Origin of the sequence: Gluconobacter oxydans DSM 3504, from assembly GCF_000583855.1 — a bacterium.
GTDB lineage: Bacteria > Pseudomonadota > Alphaproteobacteria > Acetobacterales > Acetobacteraceae > Gluconobacter > Gluconobacter oxydans.
Map to the genome: position 1 here is coordinate 1,685,191 of NZ_CP004373.1, position 23,253 is coordinate 1,708,443.

Here is a 23,253-nt window from a genome sequence, read left to right on the forward strand (position 1 = left end):
GACGGGCACAAACTTGTTGCCTAATTGGAATATTAAAAACCGATTGAATCTATGTCGTAACGGGCGCAAGAATGTTGCGTTCAATGCAACGGAGAAGCAGGATGTTTGGCAGACACGAACTGAGCGAACGGACCCTGCAGTATCTGGACGCCGTTGCGCGCTTTGGCAGTATCCGTTCTGCCGCCGTAGCGATCGGGGTCAATGCCTCTACGATCAGCCGTCAGATCGCAGCTCTTGAAGACCAGCTGAATCTCGGTCTGCTGATGAAAAGCGGACGGGTCACGGTTCTTACCGAAATGGGAAAGGTCGTCTGCAATTACGGGCTTGAACGGGCGCGTCTGACACGGCGCTTTCAGGCCAGCCTTCAGGAATATCGCACTCTGGAGCGAGGACATGTCACCATCGGCAGTGGAGAAGGGCTGGTCACCGTCCTGATCAAGGCGGTGCTCCACAAATTCGTGGCCAGTCATCCTGGCATCACCATCGAGATCCGGACGGCCGCCCTGCCGCAGCTTGTCCAGATGGTGCGTGATGATGAAGTGGACGTGTGTATCTACGCTGGCGCGGCGCGGGATCCCATCCTGAATGCGCGGCCTTTCCAGACCGAACCGCTATGCGCGATTCTCCCGGTGATGCATCCCCTGGCCAGAAAGGAGAAGGTGACCATCGAGGAAATCGTGCACAGCCCCCTGATCTTCTTCCAGCCCCATTTCGCAGCCCAGACCTATGTCGATGCGATTCTGGAGGACCGACAGCTCAATTACTTCCCTGCGTTTCGATGCGACATGTTTGGTACGGCGCTCTCGCTCGTGGCGCATAATCTGGGGATAGCGTTCATGACCAAAGGCGCGGCTCAGGATTATGTCGATCTTAACCGCGTCTGTGCCGTCCCTCTGGATCATCCGATTGCCAGTGCGTTTCAGCGCTATGTCGCGGTGCGGGCCGGACGACGGCTGATGCCAGCCGCATTCGATCTCTGGCGCGATATTCTGAGCGCGAATTCAAACGGATCCTAAGCCGCCGGTTGTTCCCGTCGGCGCCTGCTCAACTGCAGGCGTGGCAATGTTCCGGGGTAATGCTGCGCAGATAGTCTGCGAACTCGCGGAAGACCGGGGCACGGGGGTCGGAAGCGCGCCAGGTCAGGCCGATCGTGCGGCGTGCTTCGGGTTCGGGCAGGCTGCGGACGGTGATCAGATCTTCGAAATCCGCACGATTGCGCAGTGCGATCTGCGGGATGAGGGAAAAGCCCTCGCCAGCGCCGATCATGTACCACAGCATTTCAAGGCTGCTGGCCAGACGCTGCTCGCCCTGGCGGGGAACCGTCGGACAGATGGACAGGGCCTGGTCGCGCAGGCAGTGCCCATCCTCAAGCAGAAGCAGGTCCGGGCGGCCGAGCTGGCTCAGGGACAGTTTCGGTTTGTGTGCCAGTTCGTGTGTGCTCGGGAAAACGGCGAGGAAGGCCTCCTCGAAAAGTGGCGCGCATTCCAGTGCGTCCGACGGCGCGGGCAGGGCCATGAGGGCCACATCCAGTTCGCTGTTGCGTAGGGCGTGGACGAGCGCATCCGTCATGTTCTCGCGCAGGCGCAGGCTGAGGGATGGATAATGTTCCCGCAAGCGGGGCAGAAGGCCGGGGATGTAATAGGGGCCGAGCGTGGGGATGACGCCGAGACGCAGGGGGCCTTCCATCGGCCCGGTCTGGGCACGGGCGACTTCGAGCAGGTTTCGGGCTGCTGCCAGAACCTCGCGGCCGAGCGCAAGGAGCCGTTCACCATCGGGCGTCGGGGCGACATGGCGCCGGGAGCGCTCAAACAGCGTCACGTCCAGCAGTTGTTCGAGCTTGCGGACCTGTTCTGACAGCCCAGCCTGGCTGACGCCGCAGCGTTCTGCCGCGCGGGAGAAGTTGCGCAGATCATCGACCGCAACCACATATTCGATATCGCGCAGGGAAAGGCCGGAAAGGGGAACGTAGCTCATGTCCCATAGATATGACCGAATATCCGAATGGGGAAGTGCGGTTCTGCCTGTTAAGGAAAAATAGCGTCGAGACAGGCCGGCTTCAGGGAAAAGCTGCACGCTTCCTGATCGGGAGTCTTGATATCTTCATCTCGTCAATTCGGTTTTGGCGATCAGTCATATTGACAGGAACTGTTTCCTGTCCCTCTCTTTCTGTGGGACACAGAGTCCGCAACACAACTTCAACCCAAGGTCAGGAGACAGTCTGATGGTTCGCATCAACTCCCCGCTGAAGCCCTTCTCTACCGATGCTTTCCGCAACGGTGAGTTCCTCACGGTCACGGACTCCGACGTTCGCGGCAAGTGGTCCGTTTTCTTTTTCTACCCGGCTGACTTCACGTTCGTCTGCCCGACGGAACTCGAAGATCTCGCTGACAACCAGGCCGCTTTCGACAAGCTGGGCGTGGAAATCTATTCCGTCTCCACGGACAAGCATTTCACACACAAGGCCTGGCACGATACGTCGCCGGCCATCGGCAAGATCAAGTACACGATGCTGGGTGACCCGACGGGCACGATCGCACGCAATTTTGATGTGCTGATCGAGGAAGCCGGTCTGGCCGATCGCGGCACGTTCCTGATCGATCCGGAGGGCAAGATCCAGTACATCGAGATCACCGCCGGTGGCGTTGGCCGCAGTGCTGCCGAGCTGCTCGACAAAATCCAGGCTGCCCAGTACGTCGCCACGCATCCGGGTGAAGTCTGCCCCGCCAAGTGGAAGGAAGGCGGCGAGACGCTGAAGCCGTCCCTCGACCTCGTCGGCAAGATCTGATCCGGCACCGGATCTGATGATGGTGGGGCCTTCGGGTTCCACCAGCCCCGCCTCCTTCATGGGGGCGGCTGCGCCGGACAGTCTTCCGGCCCAAATTGTCCAGTCCCGAAATCCGGAGAAAAACAATGCTTCAGGACGACCTGAAAACCCAGATGCGCGCCTATATGGAGTACCTGCGTGATGCGGTCGTGCTTGAGGCGACCCTTGGCACGGATGACCGCTCCAATGAGGTGCGCGGTCTGCTGGAAGATATTGCCAGTCTGTCTCCCAAGGTCACGTTCTCGGACAAGGGGCACGGCACCCGCATCCCGTCCTTCGTGATCCGCCGGCCGGGCACGGATGTGCAGGTCTGCTTTGCCGGTCTGCCGATGGGGCACGAGTTCACGTCCCTGGTGCTGGCGCTGCTTCAGGTCAGCGGGCATCCGCCGAAGATCGAAGCGGATGTGGTTGCGCAGATCCGCGCGCTGGACGGGGACTTCCATTTCGAGACGTATTTCTCCCAGTCCTGCCAGAACTGCCCGGATGTGGTGCAGGCGCTCAATGCCATGAGTGTGCTGAATCCGAAGATCCATCACACGGCCATCGATGGGGCAGATTTCCAGGATGAGGTGGAGCGCCTCGGCATCCGCTCGGTCCCGCAGGTTTATCTGAACGGTGAGCCTTTTGCGTCGGGCCGGATGGAGGTGGCGGATATTCTTGCCAAGCTGGATACGGCATCTGTTGCCCGTTCGGCGGAAAAGCTGAACGATATGGCGCCGTTCGATGTGCTGGTACTTGGTGCGGGGCCGGCCGGTGATGCGGCGGCGATCTATGCCGCACGAAAGGGTCTGCGCACGGGCCTCGTGGCCGAGCGGTTTGGCGGTCAGGTCATGGATACGGCCGGGATCGAGAACTTCATTTCCGTGCCGGAAACGGACGGCCCGAAACTCTCGGCAGCACTTGAGGCGCATGTCCGGCAGTATGACGTGCAGATCATTGCTTCGCAGCTTGCGGCGAAGCTGATCCCGGCTGAGGAAACCAGCGGGCTGCACCAGATCGTGCTGGAAAGCGGGGCAACCCTGCGCTCGAAGACGATCATTATTGCGACCGGTGCGCGCTGGCGGCATCTGGGTGTGCCGGGTGAGGACGAGTATCGCACCAAGGGTGTGGCGTACTGCCCGCATTGCGACGGCCCGTTCTACAAGGGGCGTCCGGTTGTGGTGACCGGCGGTGGCAATAGCGGCGTGGAAGCGGCGATCGACCTTGCGGGGATCGTCTCGCATGTCACGCTGTTGCAGCGCGGCGCGCATCTGAAAGCCGACAAGGTGCTTCAGGACCGGCTGCTGAGCCTGCCGAATGTCACCGTTCTGACGAACGCCCTGACCACGAAGATCGAGGGTGACGGCAAGGAAGTCACCGGCCTGACCTATAGCGACGGCGATGGTGGACTGCATCAGATCAAGACGGATGGCGTGTTCGTGCAGATCGGTCTGCTGCCCAATACGGAATGGCTGAAGGGGACGCTGAAGCTCAGCCCGTATGGCGAGATCGTCATTGACGACCACTGCGCGACGTCTGTTCCGGGCGTGTTTGCGGCGGGCGATGCGACAACCGTGCCGTACAAGCAGATCGTCATTGCCATGGGCGAAGGCGCCAAGGCGTCCCTGTCGGCCTTCGATTATCTGATCCGTCTGCCGGTGGCGGCGAAGGCGAACTGAGAAAAGAAGGATTGGGGGTTTTCGGGAGGCGGTGTAGGTCTCGCGCATGCATCCTTACCTGATCCCCCTTCTGACGTTTGCTGCCGCGGCGGCTGTTTTCACGATTACGCCGGGCCTCGATACGGCCATGACACTACGAACGGCCACGACGTCCGGCTGGAAGGCCGGTCTGGCGGCCGTTACGGGGATCTGTCTCGGGCTGGGAATCTGGGGGCTTGCGGCAGCCTTTGGGCTGACGGCGCTGCTGGCGGCCTCCGAGACGGCGTTTACGGTCGTCAAATGGGCCGGTGCGCTCTATCTCGCCTGGCTTGGGATCGGATTGATCCTGCATCCCCGGGCTTCGCTGGGAACTGCGGAGACGGTCCCGGTGCATGACGATGCCCGCGCGGCGTTTCGCCGGGGCCTGCTGACCAATCTGCTCAATCCCAAGGTCGGCATTTTCTACATGACGTTCATGCCGCAGTTCATTCCGCCGCATGTGAACGTAAAGGAGTTTTCGCTCCTGCTGACGGCCATTCAGGCCATCCTGTCCTTCTCGTGGCTGGCGCTTCTCGTCGCCCTGACCGTGCCGCTGGGACGGTTTCTTTCCAGTCCGGTGGTTGTGCGGCGCATGGACAGGCTGACAGGCAGCATTTTTCTGGCGTTCAGTCTCAAGCTGGCCCTCAGCCGCCGGGCCTGAGCCTTAAACGAAAATGGCGGGGCCGAAGCCCCGCCATTTCTCAGTTCGCTGAAGCCATTCCCCGCAGGACGTAGGGCAGGATGCCCCCGTTGCGGTAATATTCCGCCTCATCGACCGTATCGACACGGCACAGCAGCGGGACGTCCTGCGTGCTGCCATCCTGACGGGTGATCGTCATGGTGAGCGTCTGGCGCGGGGTCAGGGTTTCGATGCCGTGAATGGCGATCGTCTCCGTTCCATCCAGCTCCAGCGTCTTGCGCGTCGTGCCCGGCTCGAAGGTCAGGGGCAGGACGCCCATGCCGACGAGATTGGAGCGGTGGATGCGCTCGAAGCTCTCCGCAATAACAGCCTTGATGCCCAGCAGACGAGTGCCCTTCGCGGCCCAGTCACGGGACGAGCCCATGCCGTATTCTTTGCCACCGAATACCACAAGCGGCACGTCGTCCTGCGCATAGCGGCTGGCGGCATCATAGATGGACATTGTCGCGCCATCGGGCTGATGCAGCGTGACGCCGCCTTCGGTTCCGGGTGCCATTTCGTTACGGATGCGGATATTGGCGAAGGTGCCCCGGACCATGACGCGATCATTGCCGCGACGTGAGCCGTAGGAATTGAAGTCCTTCACCGCGACCTGATGCTCCTGAAGATACACGCCCGCAGGAGAAGAGGCTGCAATCGCACCGGCCGGGGAGATGTGGTCGGTCGTGATGTTGTCGCCCAGCAGCGCCAGAATGCGTGCGCCGGCGATGTCCTTTGTGGGGGCCGGTTCGGCGGTCAGACCGTCGAAATAGGGCGGGTTCTGCACATAGGTCGAGCTCGGCTGCCAGTCATAGGTGGCCGAGGTTCCGGCCGAGGCCAGGGCCTGCCATTCCTTTGTGCCTTCCGTGATGTGGCTGTAGCGCTCGACGAACGCTTCGCGCGTGACGGCAGAGCCGACAAGTTCTGCGATCTCGTGGTTGCTCGGCCAGATATCGCGCAAATAGACCGGCGTGCCATCGGGTGCGTGTCCGAGAACAGCGGTCGTGATGTCTTCGCGCATCGTTCCCAGCAGGGCATAGGCCACGACGAGCGGCGGACTTGCGAGATAGTTGGCGCGGACGTTGGGCGAAATCCGGCCTTCAAAGTTCCGGTTGCCGGACAGGACCGATGTCGCCACCAGACCATTGCCTTCAATGGCGTCCACCAGTTCCTTCGCCAGAGGTCCGGAATTGCCGATGCAGGTTGTGCAGCCATAGCCAACCGTCTCGAAGCCCAGCGCGTCCAGATCGGCGCTCAGATTGGCGCGATCCAGATAATCCGTGACGACCTGCGAGCCCGGTGCGAGGGACGTTTTCACCCAGGGCTTCGGCATCAGGCCGAGCGCGCGGGCCTTGCGCGCCACCAGTCCGGCCGCGACCAGAACGGCCGGGTTGGACGTGTTGGTGCAGGACGTGATGGCAGCAATGACGATGGAGCCGTGCCCGATCGCATAATCCGTGCCAGCGACGGGGGCGGTCTTGTGAATGTCAGCGGGTTTGACGCCGAGCGCTTCCGTCAGGGCCTTTTCGAACGCCGGAGTGGCGGCGGAAAGTTCGATCCGGTCCTGCGGGCGCTTGGGGCCGGAAATGCAGGGCGTGACCGTGCCCAGATCCAGTGTCAGAACGTCCGAAAAGACCGGCTCCGGCGTGGAGGCGTCGCGGAACATGCCCTGCGCGCGCAGCCATGCTTCGGTCAGCGCAATGCGATGTTCGTCACGGCCGGTCTGGCGCAGATAGTCGAGCGCCAGCGCATCCACGGGGAAGAAGCCGCAGGTCGCACCATATTCCGGGGCCATGTTTGCGATGGTCGCACGATCCGCGACCGGCAGATGATCCAGCGCCGGGCCGAAGAACTCCACGAACTTGCCGACCACGCCCTTGGCGCGCAGCATCTGCGTGACGGTCAGGACCAGATCGGTCGCGGTCGTGCCTTCCGGCAGACGTCCTTCCATCCGGAAACCCACGACATCGGGGATGAGCATGGAAATCGGCTGTCCGAGCATGGCGGCCTCGGCCTCGATCCCGCCAACGCCCCAGCCCAGAACGCCGAGACCATTGACCATGGTCGTGTGGGAATCCGTGCCATACAGCGTGTCGGGATAGGCGTAGGTGACGTCGCCCACGGTTCCCGTCCAGACCACCTGGGACAGATATTCCAGATTGACCTGATGGCAGATGCCCGCACCCGGCGGGACGACGCGGAACTGGTCGAACGCTTCCTGACCCCAGCGCAGGAACGCATAACGCTCGCCATTGCGCTCGAATTCCAGCGAGACGTTCTGCTGGAGCGCGTCCTTGCGTCCGGCGACGTCCACCATCACGGAATGGTCGATCACCAGATCGACGGGGACGAGCGGATTGACCTTCTGCGGATCACCGCCGAGCGAGACAATGCCATCGCGCATGGCCGCCAGATCGACCACGGCTGGGACGCCGGTGAAGTCCTGCATCAGAATGCGCGCGGGCTTGAACGGCACTTCCTGCGTGGAGTGGGCGTTCTTCGTCCAGTCAACGATCGCCTGCGCGTCCTCGACGCGATAGGTCGAGCCATCCGTAAAGCGCAGGACGTTTTCGAGCAGCACTTTCAGGCTGACGGGCAGGCGCGAGATGTCGCCCAGTTTTTCCGCCGCGACGGGCAGGGAGAAATAGCGATAGGAGCGGCCCTCGATCGAGAGGTCGCGCTGGCAGTCCAGAAGGTCGTGTCCAACCTGTTTCATGATGGGAATGTTCCTTGGAGGGCTGTCAGAATATTACTGAATGGCGCGCAGAAGGGCCTGCGTGACGTCCTGCGTGGTGGCCTTGCCGCCCAGATCGCGGGTGCGGAGGCCTTCGACCTGAAGGATTTGCTTCATGCCGCTGTCCAGACGCTGGGACAGGTCCTGCCGTCCGACATGGGCCAGCATCATGCTGCCCGCCATCATCAGCGCCAGCGGATTGGCGATGCCCTGTCCGGCGATGTCGGGTGCAGAGCCATGCACAGCCTCGAAGATTCCCATTTTCTCGCCGATATTCGCGCCCGGTGCCATACCCAAACCGCCCACGAGACCGGCTGTCAGATCGGACAGGATATCGCCGAACAGATTGGTCGTGACGATGACGTCGTAATTCTCCGGGCGGATCACAAGTTCCATCGCGCAGGCGTCAACGATGCGTTCTTCCAGCGCCACGCGGCCTTCATATTCCGCAGCGACCTTGCGACCTTCATGCAGGAACAGGCCGCTCAGGATCTTCAGGATGTTCGCCTTGTGAACGAGCGTCACCTTCTTGCGGTTGTTCTTCACGGCGTATTCGAAGGCGAAGCGGACGATCCGGTTGCATTCGGCGCGGGTATTGAACCCGGCGCCGTATGCCACGGCTTCGGGGTCACCATCCACGGCCATGTAATGCTCCATCGCGGCATACAGGCCTTCGATGTTCTCGCGAATCACGACCAGATCGACGTTCTCATAGCGACCGCCGGGCACGATCGTCTGGGTCGGGCGGACATTGGCGTAAAGGTCGAAGGCCTGACGCAGCGTGACGTTGATGGAGCGGAAGCCCTTGCCCACAGGCGTGGTCAGCGGCCCTTTCAGCACGAGGCCGGTGCGGCGGATGCTGTCGAGCGTGGCCTCGGGCAGGGCCGTACCGTGCTGGTCGAATGCACCTACGCCTGCGCTCTGGTGATCCCAGAGGAAGGGGGCGCCGAGGGCATCCATGACGGTCGTGACCGACTGCATGATTTCCGGGCCAATTCCGTCACCGGCGATGAGCGTGGCGGGAATGGTCTTGGTCATGGCGCGTTCCTGTTCGGTCAAAGGATGTGTCTGTGACGCGGGGGACCTTAAAGGGGTTTCATGGTGGAAACCAATGTTTGCGGGAAGGTTTCATCATACCTTAAAGGTATGGAATGATCGAACTCAGACATCTCCATGCCGTCATCGCCATTGCCGAAGAACGCAACCTGACGCGTGCTGCCGAGCGGCTCGGGATCCAGCAGCCTCCGCTGACCCGGCTGCTCAAGGGTATGGAGCAGGAACTTGGGGTCCAGCTCTTTGAACGTCATGCCCGTGGTATGCGCCTGACCCCGGCCGGGCGCAGCATGCTCAAGGGGGCATATGATGTCATCGAGCGTATGGATGAGACGGTTGAGGATGTCCGGCGGATTGTGCGTGGTGAGGCCGGAGAACTGTCGATCGGGTTCACGAACTCCGCGCTGTGTCATCCCAGTCTGCCGGACATGCTGGGTCAGTTCCGCGAAACCTGGCCCGATGTGGGGCTGACACTGACGGAAGGTAATTCCAGCCAGCTTCTGGGGGCGCTCCGGGAAGATACCGTGGATGTCGCTTTCGTCCGGACGTCCATCCCCTATGTGTCGGATGTGGTGGTCGAACTGATTGTGGAAGAGCCGATGGTGGTGGCTGTACCCCGGACGCACAGGCTGGCGAAAGAGGCGCCTGCGGGAGGCTTGAAGCTGGCTGAACTCGAGGACGAGGACTTCATCCTGTATCAGAGCCAGTACAATAACGGCCTGTACAAGACGATCGTCGATGCCTGTCTGGGCGCGGGCTTTACCCCGCGGATCCGCCAGAAAGGTCCGCAGCTTCTGGCCGCTCTGAACCTTGTGGCTGGGGGCTTGGGCATTTCACTCGTGCCCCAGTCCATGCAGCAGCATCACGCAGGGCAGGTGGTCTATATCCCGCTCACTTCCCGCACGGCTTTGACGGCGCCGCTTTATCTCGTGTTCCGCTCGGTCCGGATGACGGGGGCCAAGCTGTATTTCATCCATCAGGCCCGCCGTATCCGGCAGGCCTATGGTGCGGTCGCGGCGGAATGAGGGTTCAGGAGTCCAGAGGCGTTGAAACGGGTGGGGGTGTCTGGCGGGAGTCACTGATCCAGCTCTTGGTCAGTGTATAGGCCACGGAGAGGATCAGCGGGCCGATGAAGATCCCGACCAGCCCCAGTCCGCCGAGCCCGCCAATCACGCCGAGCATGATGAGAATGAGCGGGATATCGGCCTGTTTGCGGATCAGGAACGGGCGCAAGACGTTATCGATGATGATCGTGATGATGGTGACGACGAGCAGAAGCGCTGCCGGGGCAAGACCACGGTCGAAATAGACCCAGATCACGGCTGGGATCAGGGTGACGCCCGGGCCGGCCTGAAGCAGGCAGACCATGAAGGTCACGGCGGTCAGGATACTGACCCAGGGCGCACCGGCGAGTTTCAGTCCGATCCCGGCCACGGCGGATTCAACGACCGCGGTGACGGTCACGCCAAAGGCGACCCCCCGGATCGTGTAGGCCGCAAGCTGGAGCATTTCCTTGCCGCGATTGCCGGCCAGAATGGTGACGAGCGTGTCCGCAACGGCGATCGCTGATTCCGCGCGCATGAGGAGCACGCCGAGAATGACCAGCGTGAGGATGAACTGCAGGGCCAGAATGCTGAAACTGCCCGCATAGGCCAGGAATGTGTGGATGAGGGTTTCCGGGGCGGGGATGACCTGCCGGACCATTTCGGGGAACTGCATGTGCTGCATGCGGTCCCAGAATGGCGCGATATGCGGGCCCACCAGGGGAAGCCGGCCCATCCATGGCGGCTCATCCGGGATGTGGAGTGTGGAAGACGAGGAAACCAGCGCGATGATATCGCCGAAATGGCTCGAAACCGTCGTGATGGCGAGCCAGAGCGGCAGGATGAACACCAGCATCGCAATCAGGATGGTGAGGGAAACGGCCACCCGGCGGCTGTTTCCGACGAAGGTCTGAAGCCGTCGCAGCATGGGCCAGGTTGTCACCGCGATCGTGACGGCCCAGATCGTGGCGGGAAGAAACGGCTTGAGGATCCAGATGGCGCTGATGACAATGCCGCTCGCCAGCAGGGCAACCAGAACGGACCGGGTATTGTCCTGAGAACCGTTCTGGAAAAGGTCTGGCATTGAAGGCTTGGCTTTCCGTGGAAATAAAATCAGCACTGTAGTGCAGGGAAAGATAGGCCGATCTGCCCGCAGGAGAAAGTAGGGGTATCTGAAATCTGCGAATGCTCAGCAGAAGGCCTCAAGCCAGCCAGGGTGTCCGGGGTGTTTTTTACGCCGTAAAGGCGATGCCCTTGTTGGATATCTCAACCCGGCATCGGATCAGGCGTGCAATGGACAGGGCGAAATCTTCAGGGGCCGCGAGAGCGAAGCTGCCGGAGATCCTGCTTCCTGAAAGATGGGGATCGCGGATCATGAGTTTCAGGCGTGTATAGGGGGCAAATCGCGCAAGCGCATTCTGGAGCGTTGTGTCGTTCAGCACGAGGGTTCCCTGTCGCCACGCCGTCTGTTCGATGATGTCATCGGGGGAGAGCGGGCGGCAGGTCGCTTGCAGGCTGCGACCGGCTTGCGTGAACTCGACGGCTGTGGGGGTGGTCAGCTGGTGCTGGCCATCAGGGGTCTGCCAGGTGAGCGTCCCGGCATAGTGCTGAAGGCGCAGGCCTTGAGGTGAGCGTGTCAGATCGAAATCCGCCGCTGTTCCCGTAAGGCGCAGGGTGTCTGTCGAGACCGAGACGATCCCGGAATGAAGCTGGATGCCGAGCCGGCCATTGATCATCTCGATCCGGTCGCTGGAGGTCGCTTCCGGCAGGTAAGCGGTGGTGAGGGCATCCAGAGTAATCACGCCCTGATGCCAGGCATAATTGCGGGGGAGTTCGTGTCCGCGCTCCAGACGGACTGTTTGGTCCCGGGCCGTATCGTACAGCATCAGGCTCCCGATCGAGGCGGCGGCAAGCGGCAGAAAGCGCCGTCGCGATATGGTCGCTGTGCGGGGCGGACGGCTCGGCGTATTGCGGGCAGGGACATGGCTCAGGGATGGAGACGCGCGGTAATTCAGATGCCTGAAGAAGGCCTGGGCGCGGACATACGCGCCGAAATTGCGCACGTCCTGAGCAAGCCATGCCTCGAAGTCCTGACGTTCTTTGCCAGTGAGGGATTGAGCATCCTGCTGTATGACCCAGTGTGCGGCCATGGCGTCACGTGCGGTGCTGTCTTCTGATCTGTCTTCAGGCAAGAAACGATACTTTCGACTTTGGACCCTGTCGCGGGATGGGGGCGCGCTTTCCATGATGTGTCCGGCGCCGGGGAGAAGTCTGACTGGCGGGTGTCAGGAATCGTCGCTTCTGGCCTTGAGGAGATAGGCGAGGCCGGTTGCGATGTGCCGTTCGACCGACCGTCTTGAAATGCCAAGTCGGGTCGCGATGTCGTCCTGATCGCAGTCATACAGTTTTCGGAGAATGAATGTATTTCGGTACGGTTGCGGCATATCGTTGAGCTTCTGCTTCAGCCAGTCGAGCTTTTTCCGGCTGGCATAGACCTGTTCCGGATCCGGCGAGGCATCTGCAAGCTGCTCTTCCATGTCATGAACCGGCTGGATCAGCGTATAGAGCTTGGCGCGGCGGCCATGCTCGATGACCAGATTTCTGGCGCACCGGAAAAAGAAGGCCCGGCCATCCTGAATGTCACGGGGTTTGGCCGTGCAGAGGCGGGCGTAGCATTCCTGGATGATGTCGTCGCGCGTGACACCGTGCAGAGGTACCGTGCCGAGCCAGGATCTCACGGCACGTTCATGCGGGACAATGGCCCGGGCAATCCAGTCGAAGCAGTCCTCTTCCGGCAGGGATACAGGGCTGGCGGGCTCACTCGCAGGAGAGGTGTGCTCAACATTTCGGGGGGGCTGTGAAGGTCGTACTGGCGCGCCGGACATAACGTTCCTTCAGGGCTGTATCCTGTGGCGGCGTTCCGTATCATGGTATTGGAGAGGTGAATAAGCTGGTTATTTATGAAAATTATAAGACAATCCCCGAAAATAACAGGGTATATAAGGTAAGATTCCTTATGGGGTTGTGGAGTGAAATAAAAGCTTAACAATTATTCCTGAAAAATCGTGTCGGTATTTTTGGAAGCGCGCGTCTTCCTCTGCGAACGCTCTCCTTGCTCCAGGATTATTCGAACACGATGAAGTGCTTCAGACTGCATGCCGCCCTCCTCTCTTTTGGAGTGGTCGGCTCCTGGAACGTCGCGCATGCGGCGAGCCATGAATTCAATATCGATTCCAGCAGTCTGCCGGCGGCGCTTGCACGGTACCAGCAGATCACCGGCATCGGTGTTGCGGTGCCGGGCGGGACGGCTCAGGGCATCCACCCGCACGCGGTCAAAGGCGTGATGGACGATCAGGCCGCATTGCGCGCCCTGCTTGCGGGAACGTCGCTGTCCGTCAGTTATTTCGACAGAAAAGGAGCCGTCCTTTCCCACACGCCGGCGCCGGGAAAGTCGGAAGCAGCGCCGCATAACAACGATGTTGAAGCCAACGATGTCGAGAAGATCTTCTCGTACGGGCACCGGATGGTAAAATCCGAAAAGCGGACGTCGAACATCATTGTCGACAGCATTGCGTATGACCCGTTTGAAAATCTGGGTGGAAATTCGTCCATCGCATCGTCGCTGATCCTGCTGCCCGGTGTCGCGGCGATCTATAACGGCGATGAACCGCGTTATGTCAGTCTGCGCGGTATCAGTCCTGACCTGAACCATACCACCGTCGATGGTCTGACCCTGGCCTCGATCGGTGAAACCGGTTCGGGAACGAGGCGCGTCAATCTTCAGGATACGCCTGTGGAAATGACGTCGCACACCAACATCTACAAGAGTTTTACGGCCGAGCAGTCGGGCGATGCCATTGGCGGCGTCATCGACATGATCCCGATGAGCGCATTCGATCACAAGGGGCGTTACGCCTATTTTGACGGATACGGCATCGACTCCCTTTACGCGGGATCGGCCGGGCAGAACGGGTTGAGCGGGCATTCCAAGCACATGGGTGCCGGTGAGAAGGCCGTGATTTCCGACCGGTTCGGCAAGAACAAGGAATTCGGCATCATCATTTCGAGCCGTTATCAGGACCGTGTGACCAACCAGACCGGCAGCGTCAGCGATTTTCAGTATTACGATACGTCCGGCACCGCGACGAGTGAACCGACGTCTCCGAAATGGAACCACAAACTCGCGCCCACCAACTATACGACTTCGGAATACGCGAACTCGGTCACGACGCTGGGTGGTTCGGGAAAGCTGGAGTGGCGGCCGATCAATACCGGAATTACGGCCTCCATTCTGGGCTGGACCTATCGGCGTCAGGAAAATCAGGTTGGTGATCTGAACAATTACAATTTCAACAGTAACTATATCGCCAATCAGACGGCCACCAGCGGCACGCAGAATATTTACAGCATCTACTCACGACGCATCCAGGATACATATTCACGAAGCTCCAATGGCCTGATCGGACATCTGGACTGGACGCACGGCAAGCATAATGTGGTGATCCGTGCCGGTTACACGTGGGAAGATTACGACAATTACCAGCCGCTCGAGCGGATGCGGACCTATCCGAGCAAGCTTTACGCCAATTATTCGGGCGACCCCGAAAATGGCGAGATGTTCCGGATCGACTCCCTGTCCAATCCGAACCTCGTTAAGAACGCGACCTGGAAATCCTACCAGATGCAGCAGCAGTGGCGGCAGTCCAGCGAGAGCATCCCGACGGTAAGAGCCGATTACAACTATAATATCGCCCCCGGCGCGCGCGGCTTCGGTTTGGCTGCGGGCTTTGAATGGCGGGAATTCAACATCCAGTTCAATGAACAGGACAAGATCTGGAACAACGGCGCCAATGTCACGAGTGACGCCATGTATTCCAATTATTACCCCTGGCGCTGGAGCATTCCGTTCGTGTTCATGAACGTGAATGGCCTGACCTATGACTGGTCCAAGCTGTCGCAGAGTGCGGCCAATGCAGCGACCAGCAAGTATAATTCGACGATGAGCGATTACCGGTATCGTGAGGATGTCACGGACGGGTATCTCTCGCTGCATTATGCGCTGCCCAAGACCGTGTTCATTGCTGGTGTGCGGGCGGATAACGTGAACTACACGTCCTGGTCGCCGACATCTTCCAACGGGATTGCGTCGAGCAATTTTGCCCGCCGGAATGGCAGTTACATCAACCCGCTGCCGTCATTCGATATCGTTCATCATTTCCCGATGAGCATCAATCTGCACGCCTCCTACAGCCGCTCCATCGGCCGTCCGACACCGTCCAATATCGCGCAGGCCGAAAAGATGACCTGCGGTTCGAGTGACGAGACCAGTATTGCGACCTGCACGATCAGCATGGGTAATCCCAATCTGCGTCCCCGCAAGGCCCATAACTTCGATGTGGCGCTGGACAAGTTCTTCGATCATGGCAATGGCGTTCTGAGCGCGACCTTCTTCAGCAAGATCATCAGCGACGACATTTACAACCAGACCAGCATCTACTCGCAGGACGGCGAAATCTACGAGAGCACGACGCCGATGAACGCGACGAGCTCCATCCTGCGCGGTGTGGAGTTTTCGGCCCTCGACCGGTCCATCGCCGTCCTCGGGCAGGTTTTCGATCTGTCGGTCAATGCCACCTGGATGCAGGGGCACATGCACTACTACGAAAACGGTGTGCTCATGCGCACCAATCACCTGATCTATCAGCCCGATGTTCTGGTGAACGGTGCCGTGACCTGGCATATCCCTGCCATCCATGGCGGCCTGCGGGCGACTGCCAACTACAACGGCAAGTTCCTGACCGGTCTCGGCACGACGCCCAACGACAATACCGGACAGGGCGATACCTTCATGCTGAACATGGCGTTCTGGCATCGGGTCTACAAAACGGTCAGCTTCAAGTACGAAGTCCAGAACCTTACCAATACGCATTTCAATAACGTTACCGGCTCAAAACTTCAGTACACGGACAATACGAACTATCTGGGTCGTGGCGTCTATTTCCATCTCATCATGGATTATAATTGATGCCTGAAATGCTCGCGCGGCAATGGTTTTGTCCGCGTGTCAGGATGGTCGGGGTCTGGACGGCCCTGATGCTGTCTACCGCACTGGCGCACGCGGCAGGGCACGGAAAGCCGGCTTCGCCGGTGGCGGACGCCGGGGCGGTCGTCAGGTTCGGAAATGCCCGGTTTACTGTCCTGACCGACCGTCTTGTGCGGATGGAATGGCCTGCTGACGGACGGTTTGAGGACCGGGCGTCCCTGGCCTTCATCAACCGTCGTCTTCCAGTACCGCATTATACGCAGGAGCATCAGGATGGGGCGCTGGAACTTCGGACCGCCTGTCTGGTGCTGCGTTACCATCCGTCCGGCGATGGAAAACTGACGGCTGAAAATCTGTCGGTTGACGTTACATGCGGGACGGTCCGGCCGCACTGGGTGCCGGGACAGGCGGATGATGCGAACCTTCTCGGCACCACCCGCACGCTGGACGGCTCGAATGGTGCGAAGCTGAAGGAGCCGATGGAGCAGGGGCTGGTCTCCCGCAGTGGATGGTCTGTTGTCGATGATTCCAGCCGTCCGCTGTTTGACCGTGACTTTCCGGCGGCAAAAGCAGGGTCTGGCATAGGGACATCGCCGCTTTCATGGCCCTGGGCCGTAGCACGGCCGGATGGTCCGCGGCAGGACCTGTATTTTTTCGGGTATGGTCATGATTACCGGGCCGCGCTGGCCGATTTTACGCGCGTGGCTGGAAAAATTCCGCTTCCGCCAAAATTTGCGTTCGGGGTCTGGTGGTCGCGTTACTGGGCGTATAGCGATCAGGATCTTCTGGGGATGGTGTCTGCCTTCGCGCAGCACGCCCTGCCGCTGGATGTGGTTGTCGTGGACATGGACTGGCATGTCTCGCAGGACCAGCTGGTCGCGCGCGGTCTGAGTGACCTGTCGAAGAACAAGCTGGGCTGGACTGGCTATAGCTGGAACAGGATCCTGTTTCCCGATCCGGAAGGTTTTTTGCAGCGGATGCATGATGCCGGCGTGAAAGTTTCGCTGAACCTGCATCCGGCATCAGGCGTGCAGCCCTGGGAGGATCGCTACCGGGAGATGGAAACCGCGATTCGTCTTCCTGCGGATCACGGGCCGTACATTCCTTTTGCGCCGACGGATCCGCATTATGTGGACGCGTATTTTTCCGTGCTGCATCGTCCGCTGGAAACGCAGGGCGTGGATTTCTGGTGGCTGGACTGGCAGCAGCAGAACAGGACGGATCTGCCGGGGCTTAATCCGACATGGTGGCTGAATTATCTCCACTTCATGGAGCAGGCGTCCCAGGGCGCACGGCCGCTCGTTTTTCATCGCTGGGGTGGGCTGGGAAACCATCGCTATCAGATCGGCTTTTCCGGCGACACGCATGCGAACTGGGCCAGTCTGGTGTTTCAGCCGTGGTTTACGGCAACGGCGGCGAATGTGGGTTATGCCTACTGGAGCCATGATATCGGCGGCCACGCGCCGGGGGCGGTAGGGCCAGAGCTTTATACGCGCTGGATCCAGTTCGGCGTCTACAGTCCGGTGTTCCGGACGCACACGACGAAAAATCCGGATGCGGAACGGCGCGTCTGGGCCTATCCGGAACCGTATTCGGATATCATGCAGGACGCGCTACGCCGCCGGGCGCTGCTGTTTCCGTATCTCTATACGGAAGCGCGCCGCACCTATGACACCGGCGTCGCTTTCCTGCATCCGCTCTATTACGACTGGCCGGAAAATGACGAGGCCTACGCGACCAGAGGCGAATATGTCTTTGGCGAACAGATGGTCGTCGCCCCCGTTACGGCTCCTTCCGATCCCCGGACAGGTCTGGCGGAACAGACGCTCTGGGTTCCCCCGGGCACATGGATTGATGCAAGCAGCGGCGCCCGGTTGGAAGGCCCGCGCCTGCTGAAACGGCATTATACGCTGGAGCAGACACCGGTTCTGGTGAAAGAAGGCGCGATCGTGCCGCAGCGTGTGGCTGCAACAGGGGCGGATGCCAGCCTTGCCGCAAGACTGGGTGTGGAAGTCTGGCCGCTCAAACCCGGACAGAGCAGCCGGTATGATGTTTATGATGATACGGGGCAGGGGACGTCTTATCAGAAGGACGTCTCGGCGCGTCTGCCGATACAGGCATCTCGCTCTGCGGATGGCTCGGATCTGCGGATCGTCATCGGGCCTGTTCAGGGAGCGTCTGCGCCCACCCGTGTCTATGAACTGCGTCTGCCCGCAGACCTGCCGCCGCAGAGCGTGCGTGTGAATGGACATCCGCTGGCATTTACTGATCGGGTTAAGGTGTCGGGATGGCGTTATGACGGGAATACGCTGACCACGATCATTCCCGTAGCGGCGAGTACTGTACGGAAGCCTGTTGTGATCGAGGTGTCCCGGTCGTCGGTTTCTGGAGCAGGCCGTGAGGGGCGGGATGGATTTCAGGGACGTCTGATCCTGCTGCGTGCGGCCTATGACGCGCTGGCTCCGTTCGAGCGGTTGCACGCTGCCCCCGATGCGCTGGTTCTGGCAATGCAGACCGGGGATCGCATGGCGTATCATCCGGCCAGTGCCCAGAACGAACTGGCATCATTCAACGGGCGCGTTCCTGATGCGCAATCGGCGGTCGCAGCGCATGCGGACATGCTTGCGAAGGCCGTGGATCAGAAATTCAAACAGCTCTTCTACGGGATCGACAGGCATGATGCGCAGGCGATGGCTGAAAGAGCGATTATCCTGCACGCAGCCCTGAACCGCGCCCGGTCCCTCATGACAGAGGCGGTTTCCTCTGGTTCAGAATTACGGGGTGGCTGACGGATCGGGCTTCCACAGGCGGTATCCGTTGACGGCGAGCAGGACGAAGCCGGCATACAGGACCGCCGTCGGGTAAAGGCCGCGGCTGATGAACAGCGCGACATAGGCGCTGTCCACCACGATCCACAGGGACCAGGTTTCGCGATAGCGCATGGTGTCCCAGCACTGGGCAAGGATGCTGTAGGCCGTGAGGGTGGCATCCGTGACGGGCATGGGATCGTTGGTGAAGCGGGTGAGGACGAAGGCCCAGACTGCGCTTCCCGCCGCGCCGCAGAGCAGTCCGTTCAGAAGGGTACGGCGTGTCGGGCGGCGGACGCGGATCCGGCCATCCGGTTTTTCCATCCGGCGCCAGTGCCGCCATCCGTAAATGACGTAGAGGCTGAAGGCGATCTGAAGTCCTGCATCGGCATAGAGCCGCGCTTTGAGGAACACCCAGCAGTACAGCCCCGCTGCCGCCAGCGAGACGGGCCAGCAGATCATGCTGCGACGTGACGTCAGCCAGACGGCGAGTGCGCTGAGGACAGCACCCAGAATTTCGATCAGGGACATGAGGGGGCCTGAAGGGTCCGGGTCAGCCAGCGCAGGAACTGCTGCCCGGAGGGCGAGGCGAACCAGTGCGCGTGGCCCAGAAGATAGTCCGTATAGGCCGCTTTCACGCCCGCCCGGTCGTGGACCAGCGTCTCGTAATAGGCGACTTCGGAGAGGGCATATTCGACGTGAACAAGCGGCAGGAAAAGGGGCACCAGACGGCGTTCTTCGCGGGAGAGCGCATATTGCGCCAGATAGCCGGACAGGAACGCTTCGAGCCGTTCATGAATGACGGAACAGTCGTTCTGGGGTTCGAGCCATGCAATGGCGGTGCGTTCGATGGCGACCGCAAGATCATAGGCGGCGCAGGTCCGGTCCGACATGCCGAAATCGAGAATGCCACAGACCTGTGCGTCTGCTCCGGTGCCGCTCCAGAACAGGTTGGAGGGATGCCAGTCACCATGGCCCCAGCGGGGCTGGATCGTGCCGAGATGGGGTTTCAGTCTCTCATGAAACGGCAGCAGGGCGGCGGGGATATCCTCACGCCAGGGATGACGGGTCAGGGCCTCTATCAGCCCGGCCTGTTGTGGAATCCAGCGTTCCAGCCCGGCCATCAGGTCAGGGGATGTGACGACTTCGAATGTCGAGAGCAGGGGGCGGCGTGAAGGACGTGCGGGAGCGTCAAAGCTTCTGGCAGCCTCATGCAACTGGCCTAGATGCATACCGCCGGAAAAGGCGTGCCGGATATTGTGGAAAGGCTCCCAGGACTGCACGGTTTCGTACAGGTCATGGCCGGGCATGATGGAAAAGACTTCGTATGCTGACCTATCGAGATCGAGGGCGGCCTGGCCGGTTTTCGTACGCCATGTCTGGCCGACCGGAACGCCCTGTTCGGCCAGATGCGCGATGAAGCGGTGTTCTTCCCCAAGAGCTGTGGCATCGCGCAGGCAATGGTCGTGACGTTTGACGAAAACCCGACTCCCATCTTCCAGCGAGACGACGCCCGTTGAGGAAAACGGTCGCCGTCCATGCCAGACGACCTGTCGGGCTGGGGCTGGAAGCGGGAAATGGGACAGGACCTCGCAGGCTTCGGCATCCGACAGTGCCGGCCAGTCCCGTTTGTTTTCGGGACCGTTGACGCCGAACTGTCCGGATGCCTCTGCCATGCTCAGAATCCTGTGGAGGCGGTGAACAGGGCCGCGAAGCCGCCACCGATATAATAGCTCGGGGCACTGCCGGCGATGGTCGTGCCATAGACGCCGGTCGTGTCCTTGGCGTTCAGGGTGGGGCTGGCCACGCCGGAAAGATAGTGCTCGTTCGTGATGTTGATGAAGTTCATCCGCAGGGTCGGCTGATGCAGATGGACGTGATCCGAAAAGCGGTAGCCGATGGCGAGATCACCCGTCGTATGATCCGAGACGCGCTCGTCATTCATGAACGTGGCGTACTGGTGGCCGGTGTAATGCACGGTGGCGACGCCGAAGATGTGTCCGTCATCGTAGCTCAGCCCGGCCGCGGCCTGAAGGGTTGGGCTGCGGACAGCGATCTTGCCACGGGTGCGCAGAAGGTCCCCGCCGGACATCAGGTCATTGTCGATGGTGGCGTGCAGGTACTCACCCGAAACATAGGGGCTGAAATGGTGCCAGGGGCGCAGGCCGATTTCCACATCCACGCCGCGTGACGTCTGGCCGCCGGCATTCATGGTCGTGCTGACGATGGAGCCGTTCTGCACGGCCTGGGTGGAGATCTGGCGGTTGGTGAAGTTGTAGTTGAACAGCGTCAGGCTGCCGATGATCCAGCGCCCCGTCCGGCGATATCCCAGCTCTTCGGAAATGGAATATTCGTTGCGGACATCCGTGGAGCCGGTTCCGTACATCTCGCCTGATGAGGGGTCATAAGTGTTGTAAAGTGCGGTCTGGTCGGGTGCGCGGAAATTGGTTGTGGCGTTGAAGAAAAGCTGGTTCTCGCCATCAATCCGCCAGCGCACGCCCAGACGGGGCAGGGGCTCCATGCTGTTGGACGCGACATGGTACTGCGGGCCCGGCAGGCTGTTCGTGCCGTCGCGGCTCATCATGACGGCCTTGAAGCCGAGATCGATGGCCAGATGGTCGTGCAGCAGGGACATGTGGTCGCCGACGAACAGGGCATTGGTCTGGGAAATGGTATGGAAACTGCCGCCCAGAAGCCGCTCGCCGTTTGACAGGCGGATCACGTCCTTGCCGTTTTCTGCCCAGATGTCCGGGGCATATCCATTGGTCTGGACGGCTGTGAACGGCTGCTGCTCGTTGTCGTCGCCGTAATCGTACCAGTAACCGAGGACGAAATCGTTCCAGCCGGTCTTGTAATGCAGGGCGCTGGTAAAGCCGGAGCGGTAGCTGCGCTGGGTATAATCCGCGCGGACCACGCCGACGCCGTCCTGCGCGCCGGGCAGGTTCAGCGTGTCGGACAGGGCCTGCGTGCCCTGATAGAGACCGGAGGTGGACATCGTGCTTCCACCCGGCCAGTTGCCATAGGCGAACTGGGCGTAAGGCGTGACGTCCAGGGACAGACGGTCTGTCAGTGTCAGGTGAACGGGCGCTCCGCCATAAAGCGTGCGTTCTCCGTCACGCCACAGGCGCCAGTAATTCGCGCCGTTTTCGGGATTGCTGCTGTCATAGCGGGCCAGAAGGTTGTTCTGGCCTTTGATGCCGTCCGATTTCCAGCTTTCCATTGTCGGTTCGGGATACCAGCTTGTGATGGTCGTGTTGAAAGAGCCAAGGAGACTGGCGCGGTTGCCCTGTCCCCATTCCTTGAGGAACTTGAAATCGACGTGCTGTTTCTCGTCGCGTCCGGGTCCGCGCCAGTTGTCGGTTGCGCCATGGGAATAGGACACGAAGCCACGGATGCCGGTATGGGCGATGTCGCCGGTATCGAGGCGGATGAATTCGCGGTTGGTGTTGTAGGACCCATAGGACACGCTGGCATCGCCACCGGCCTTTTTGGCGGGGTCGCGGAATGTCAGGTTCATCAGGCCGCCGGCCGCGTTCAGAACGGGACTGTCGAGATCGGCCGATCCCTGCGCCAGGGCGATTTCCTGATAGTTCTCGCTGTCCGCGAACTGGCTCGGCGTGCCGGAATAATAGGCCACGTCATTCAGCGGCATGCCTTCGAGGACATAGCCGATGGCGCTGTTATCGAGACCGCGGACGGTGATGTTCGTATTTGGTGAAAAGCCCATCGGATCGGATGAGGCGACATTGGCGCCGGGCAGCATGGAGGCAAGCTGGAAGGCCGTTGCCATCGGGGCCTGTTTGGAAATGAAATCCTGACTGACCGTACTGACGGATTTCACGCCGTCCTGCAGATGGATCAGTCCGCCCCCCGGCTGGTTGCCGGGAGCGCTGTCCGCAATGCGGTGCACGATGATGTGCTCGGCTCTGGGGGACTTGACGGCCTGCGCTGCGGTCTGCTGGACCGGTGGTTTGGTCGTAGCCGGGGTATCGGCGGCACGCGCGACCGAAAAACAGACCGTTGTGCCGATCAGGACGGGCAGAAGGCTGCGGTATCGCGAACGTGAAACGGGAGACGCGGGCGTTTCCCGGGTCGGGGGGCAGTATGGTCTGACAGACGCTGGGGCCGGAAGGGCCGGGAATTGTCTGTGTGCCATGATGAGAGACTCCTCGCCTGCAAGCAATGAGATCTCAGCTCTGACAGGAAAGGTTCAAGCTGCTGGCTGCGTTGTGCATGGGCATGCGTCGGGCAGACAGCGACCACCATCCCTCCCCGCCAGTATGAACTGGATCAGGTTCAATGGGTCACTGCGCCGCATGACTTTTAAGGGTCACACCAGCAGAATCTCAGCCCCATGCCGGAGCCCCCCACGGTGAAGCGTCACAAATCCTCTC

16 protein-coding genes and 1 riboswitch are annotated in these 23,253 nt (G+C 60.7%); of the genes, 7 read left to right on the forward strand and 9 right to left on the reverse strand.

Features of this window, described 5'->3' with window-relative positions; all coding sequences use genetic code 11:
* Positions 1 to 101: 101 nt before the first annotated feature.
* Positions 102 to 1,016: a LysR family transcriptional regulator gene (locus GLS_RS07380; protein WP_041111731.1), complete on the forward strand. Its 915-nt coding sequence runs from the start codon at positions 102 to 104 to the stop codon at positions 1,014 to 1,016.
* Positions 1,017 to 1,044: 28 nt separating this feature from the next.
* Here the strand turns inward: GLS_RS07380 and GLS_RS07385 are convergent, their stop codons facing one another.
* Positions 1,045 to 1,974: a hydrogen peroxide-inducible genes activator gene (locus GLS_RS07385; protein WP_041111732.1), complete on the reverse strand. Its 930-nt coding sequence runs from the start codon at positions 1,972 to 1,974 to the stop codon at positions 1,045 to 1,047.
* Positions 1,975 to 2,221: 247 nt separating this feature from the next.
* Here GLS_RS07385 and ahpC point away from each other — a divergent pair, with 247 nt between their 5' ends.
* From ahpC to GLS_RS07400, 3 genes are all read left to right on the forward strand, one after another.
* Entirely contained in the window at positions 2,222 to 2,785 is a 564-nt protein-coding gene (ahpC, locus tag GLS_RS07390) for an alkyl hydroperoxide reductase subunit C (RefSeq protein WP_011252874.1), read from the forward strand.
* 125 nt (positions 2,786 to 2,910) lie between these two features.
* A complete protein-coding gene (ahpF, locus tag GLS_RS07395; protein ID WP_041111733.1) occupies positions 2,911 to 4,482 on the forward strand; it encodes an alkyl hydroperoxide reductase subunit F in 1,572 nt (523 codons plus the stop codon).
* A 46-nt stretch (positions 4,483 to 4,528) separates the two neighbouring features.
* Entirely contained in the window at positions 4,529 to 5,161 is a 633-nt protein-coding gene (locus tag GLS_RS07400; RefSeq protein WP_041111734.1) for a LysE family translocator, read from the forward strand.
* Positions 5,162 to 5,201: 40 nt separating this feature from the next.
* On the opposite strand, the gene acnA is transcribed toward GLS_RS07400, so the two are convergent.
* Both acnA and GLS_RS07410 read right to left on the reverse strand, forming a co-directional pair.
* Complete coding sequence (acnA, locus tag GLS_RS07405; protein ID WP_041111735.1) at positions 5,202 to 7,895, reverse strand: aconitate hydratase AcnA; 2,694 nt, start codon at positions 7,893 to 7,895, stop codon at positions 5,202 to 5,204.
* 33 nt (positions 7,896 to 7,928) lie between these two features.
* The gene (locus tag GLS_RS07410) at positions 7,929 to 8,951 is read right to left on the reverse strand and encodes an isocitrate/isopropylmalate dehydrogenase family protein (RefSeq protein ID WP_041111736.1); all 1,023 of its coding nucleotides are present in this window, start codon (positions 8,949 to 8,951) and stop codon (positions 7,929 to 7,931) included.
* Positions 8,952 to 9,064: 113 nt separating this feature from the next.
* Between GLS_RS07410 and GLS_RS07415 the strand changes: the two genes are divergently transcribed.
* Complete coding sequence (locus tag GLS_RS07415) at positions 9,065 to 9,991, forward strand: LysR family transcriptional regulator (RefSeq protein ID WP_041111737.1); 927 nt, start codon at positions 9,065 to 9,067, stop codon at positions 9,989 to 9,991.
* Between the two features lie 4 nt (positions 9,992 to 9,995).
* Here the strand turns inward: GLS_RS07415 and GLS_RS07420 are convergent, their stop codons facing one another.
* From GLS_RS07420 to GLS_RS07430, 3 genes are all read right to left on the reverse strand, one after another.
* Complete coding sequence (locus GLS_RS07420) at positions 9,996 to 11,093, reverse strand: AI-2E family transporter (RefSeq protein ID WP_041111738.1); 1,098 nt, start codon at positions 11,091 to 11,093, stop codon at positions 9,996 to 9,998.
* A 148-nt stretch (positions 11,094 to 11,241) separates the two neighbouring features.
* Positions 11,242 to 12,201: a DUF4880 domain-containing protein gene (locus GLS_RS07425; protein WP_158413639.1), complete on the reverse strand. Its 960-nt coding sequence runs from the start codon at positions 12,199 to 12,201 to the stop codon at positions 11,242 to 11,244.
* Positions 12,202 to 12,294: 93 nt separating this feature from the next.
* Positions 12,295 to 12,747, reverse strand: a complete 453-nt coding sequence (locus tag GLS_RS07430; RefSeq protein ID WP_158413640.1) for an RNA polymerase sigma factor — start codon at positions 12,745 to 12,747, stop codon at positions 12,295 to 12,297.
* Between the two features lie 398 nt (positions 12,748 to 13,145).
* Between GLS_RS07430 and GLS_RS07435 the strand changes: the two genes are divergently transcribed.
* Both GLS_RS07435 and GLS_RS07440 read left to right on the forward strand, forming a co-directional pair.
* On the forward strand, positions 13,146 to 16,034 hold the full coding sequence (locus GLS_RS07435) for a TonB-dependent receptor (protein ID WP_041111741.1): 2,889 nt from the start codon (positions 13,146 to 13,148) through the stop codon (positions 16,032 to 16,034).
* Positions 16,034 to 18,841 carry a glycoside hydrolase family 31 protein gene (locus GLS_RS07440; protein WP_052327522.1) on the forward strand — a complete coding sequence of 936 codons (2,808 nt, stop codon included), beginning with the start codon at positions 16,034 to 16,036 and terminating at the stop codon, positions 18,839 to 18,841. The genes GLS_RS07435 and GLS_RS07440 overlap by 1 nt, the downstream gene beginning before the upstream one ends.
* Here the strand turns inward: GLS_RS07440 and pnuC are convergent.
* Genes pnuC through GLS_RS07455 form a run of 3 tightly spaced genes read right to left on the reverse strand, consistent with a single transcriptional unit; the run spans position 18,827 to position 23,015 of the window.
* Positions 18,827 to 19,390, reverse strand: a complete 564-nt coding sequence (gene pnuC, locus GLS_RS07445) for a nicotinamide riboside transporter PnuC (protein ID WP_041111742.1) — start codon at positions 19,388 to 19,390, stop codon at positions 18,827 to 18,829. The genes GLS_RS07440 and pnuC overlap by 15 nt on opposite strands.
* Positions 19,381 to 20,535, reverse strand: coding sequence for a phosphotransferase enzyme family protein (locus tag GLS_RS07450; protein WP_041111743.1), 1,155 nt, complete (start codon positions 20,533 to 20,535; stop codon positions 19,381 to 19,383). The genes pnuC and GLS_RS07450 overlap by 10 nt, the downstream gene beginning before the upstream one ends.
* Positions 20,536 to 20,537: 2 nt before the next feature.
* Positions 20,538 to 23,015 (reverse strand): TonB-dependent receptor, encoded by a 2,478-nt coding sequence (locus GLS_RS07455; protein ID WP_041111744.1) that lies wholly within the window; start codon positions 23,013 to 23,015, stop codon positions 20,538 to 20,540.
* 92 nt (positions 23,016 to 23,107) lie between these two features.
* Positions 23,108 to 23,239: riboswitch (TPP riboswitch) on the reverse strand.
* Positions 23,240 to 23,253 lie beyond the last annotated feature (14 nt).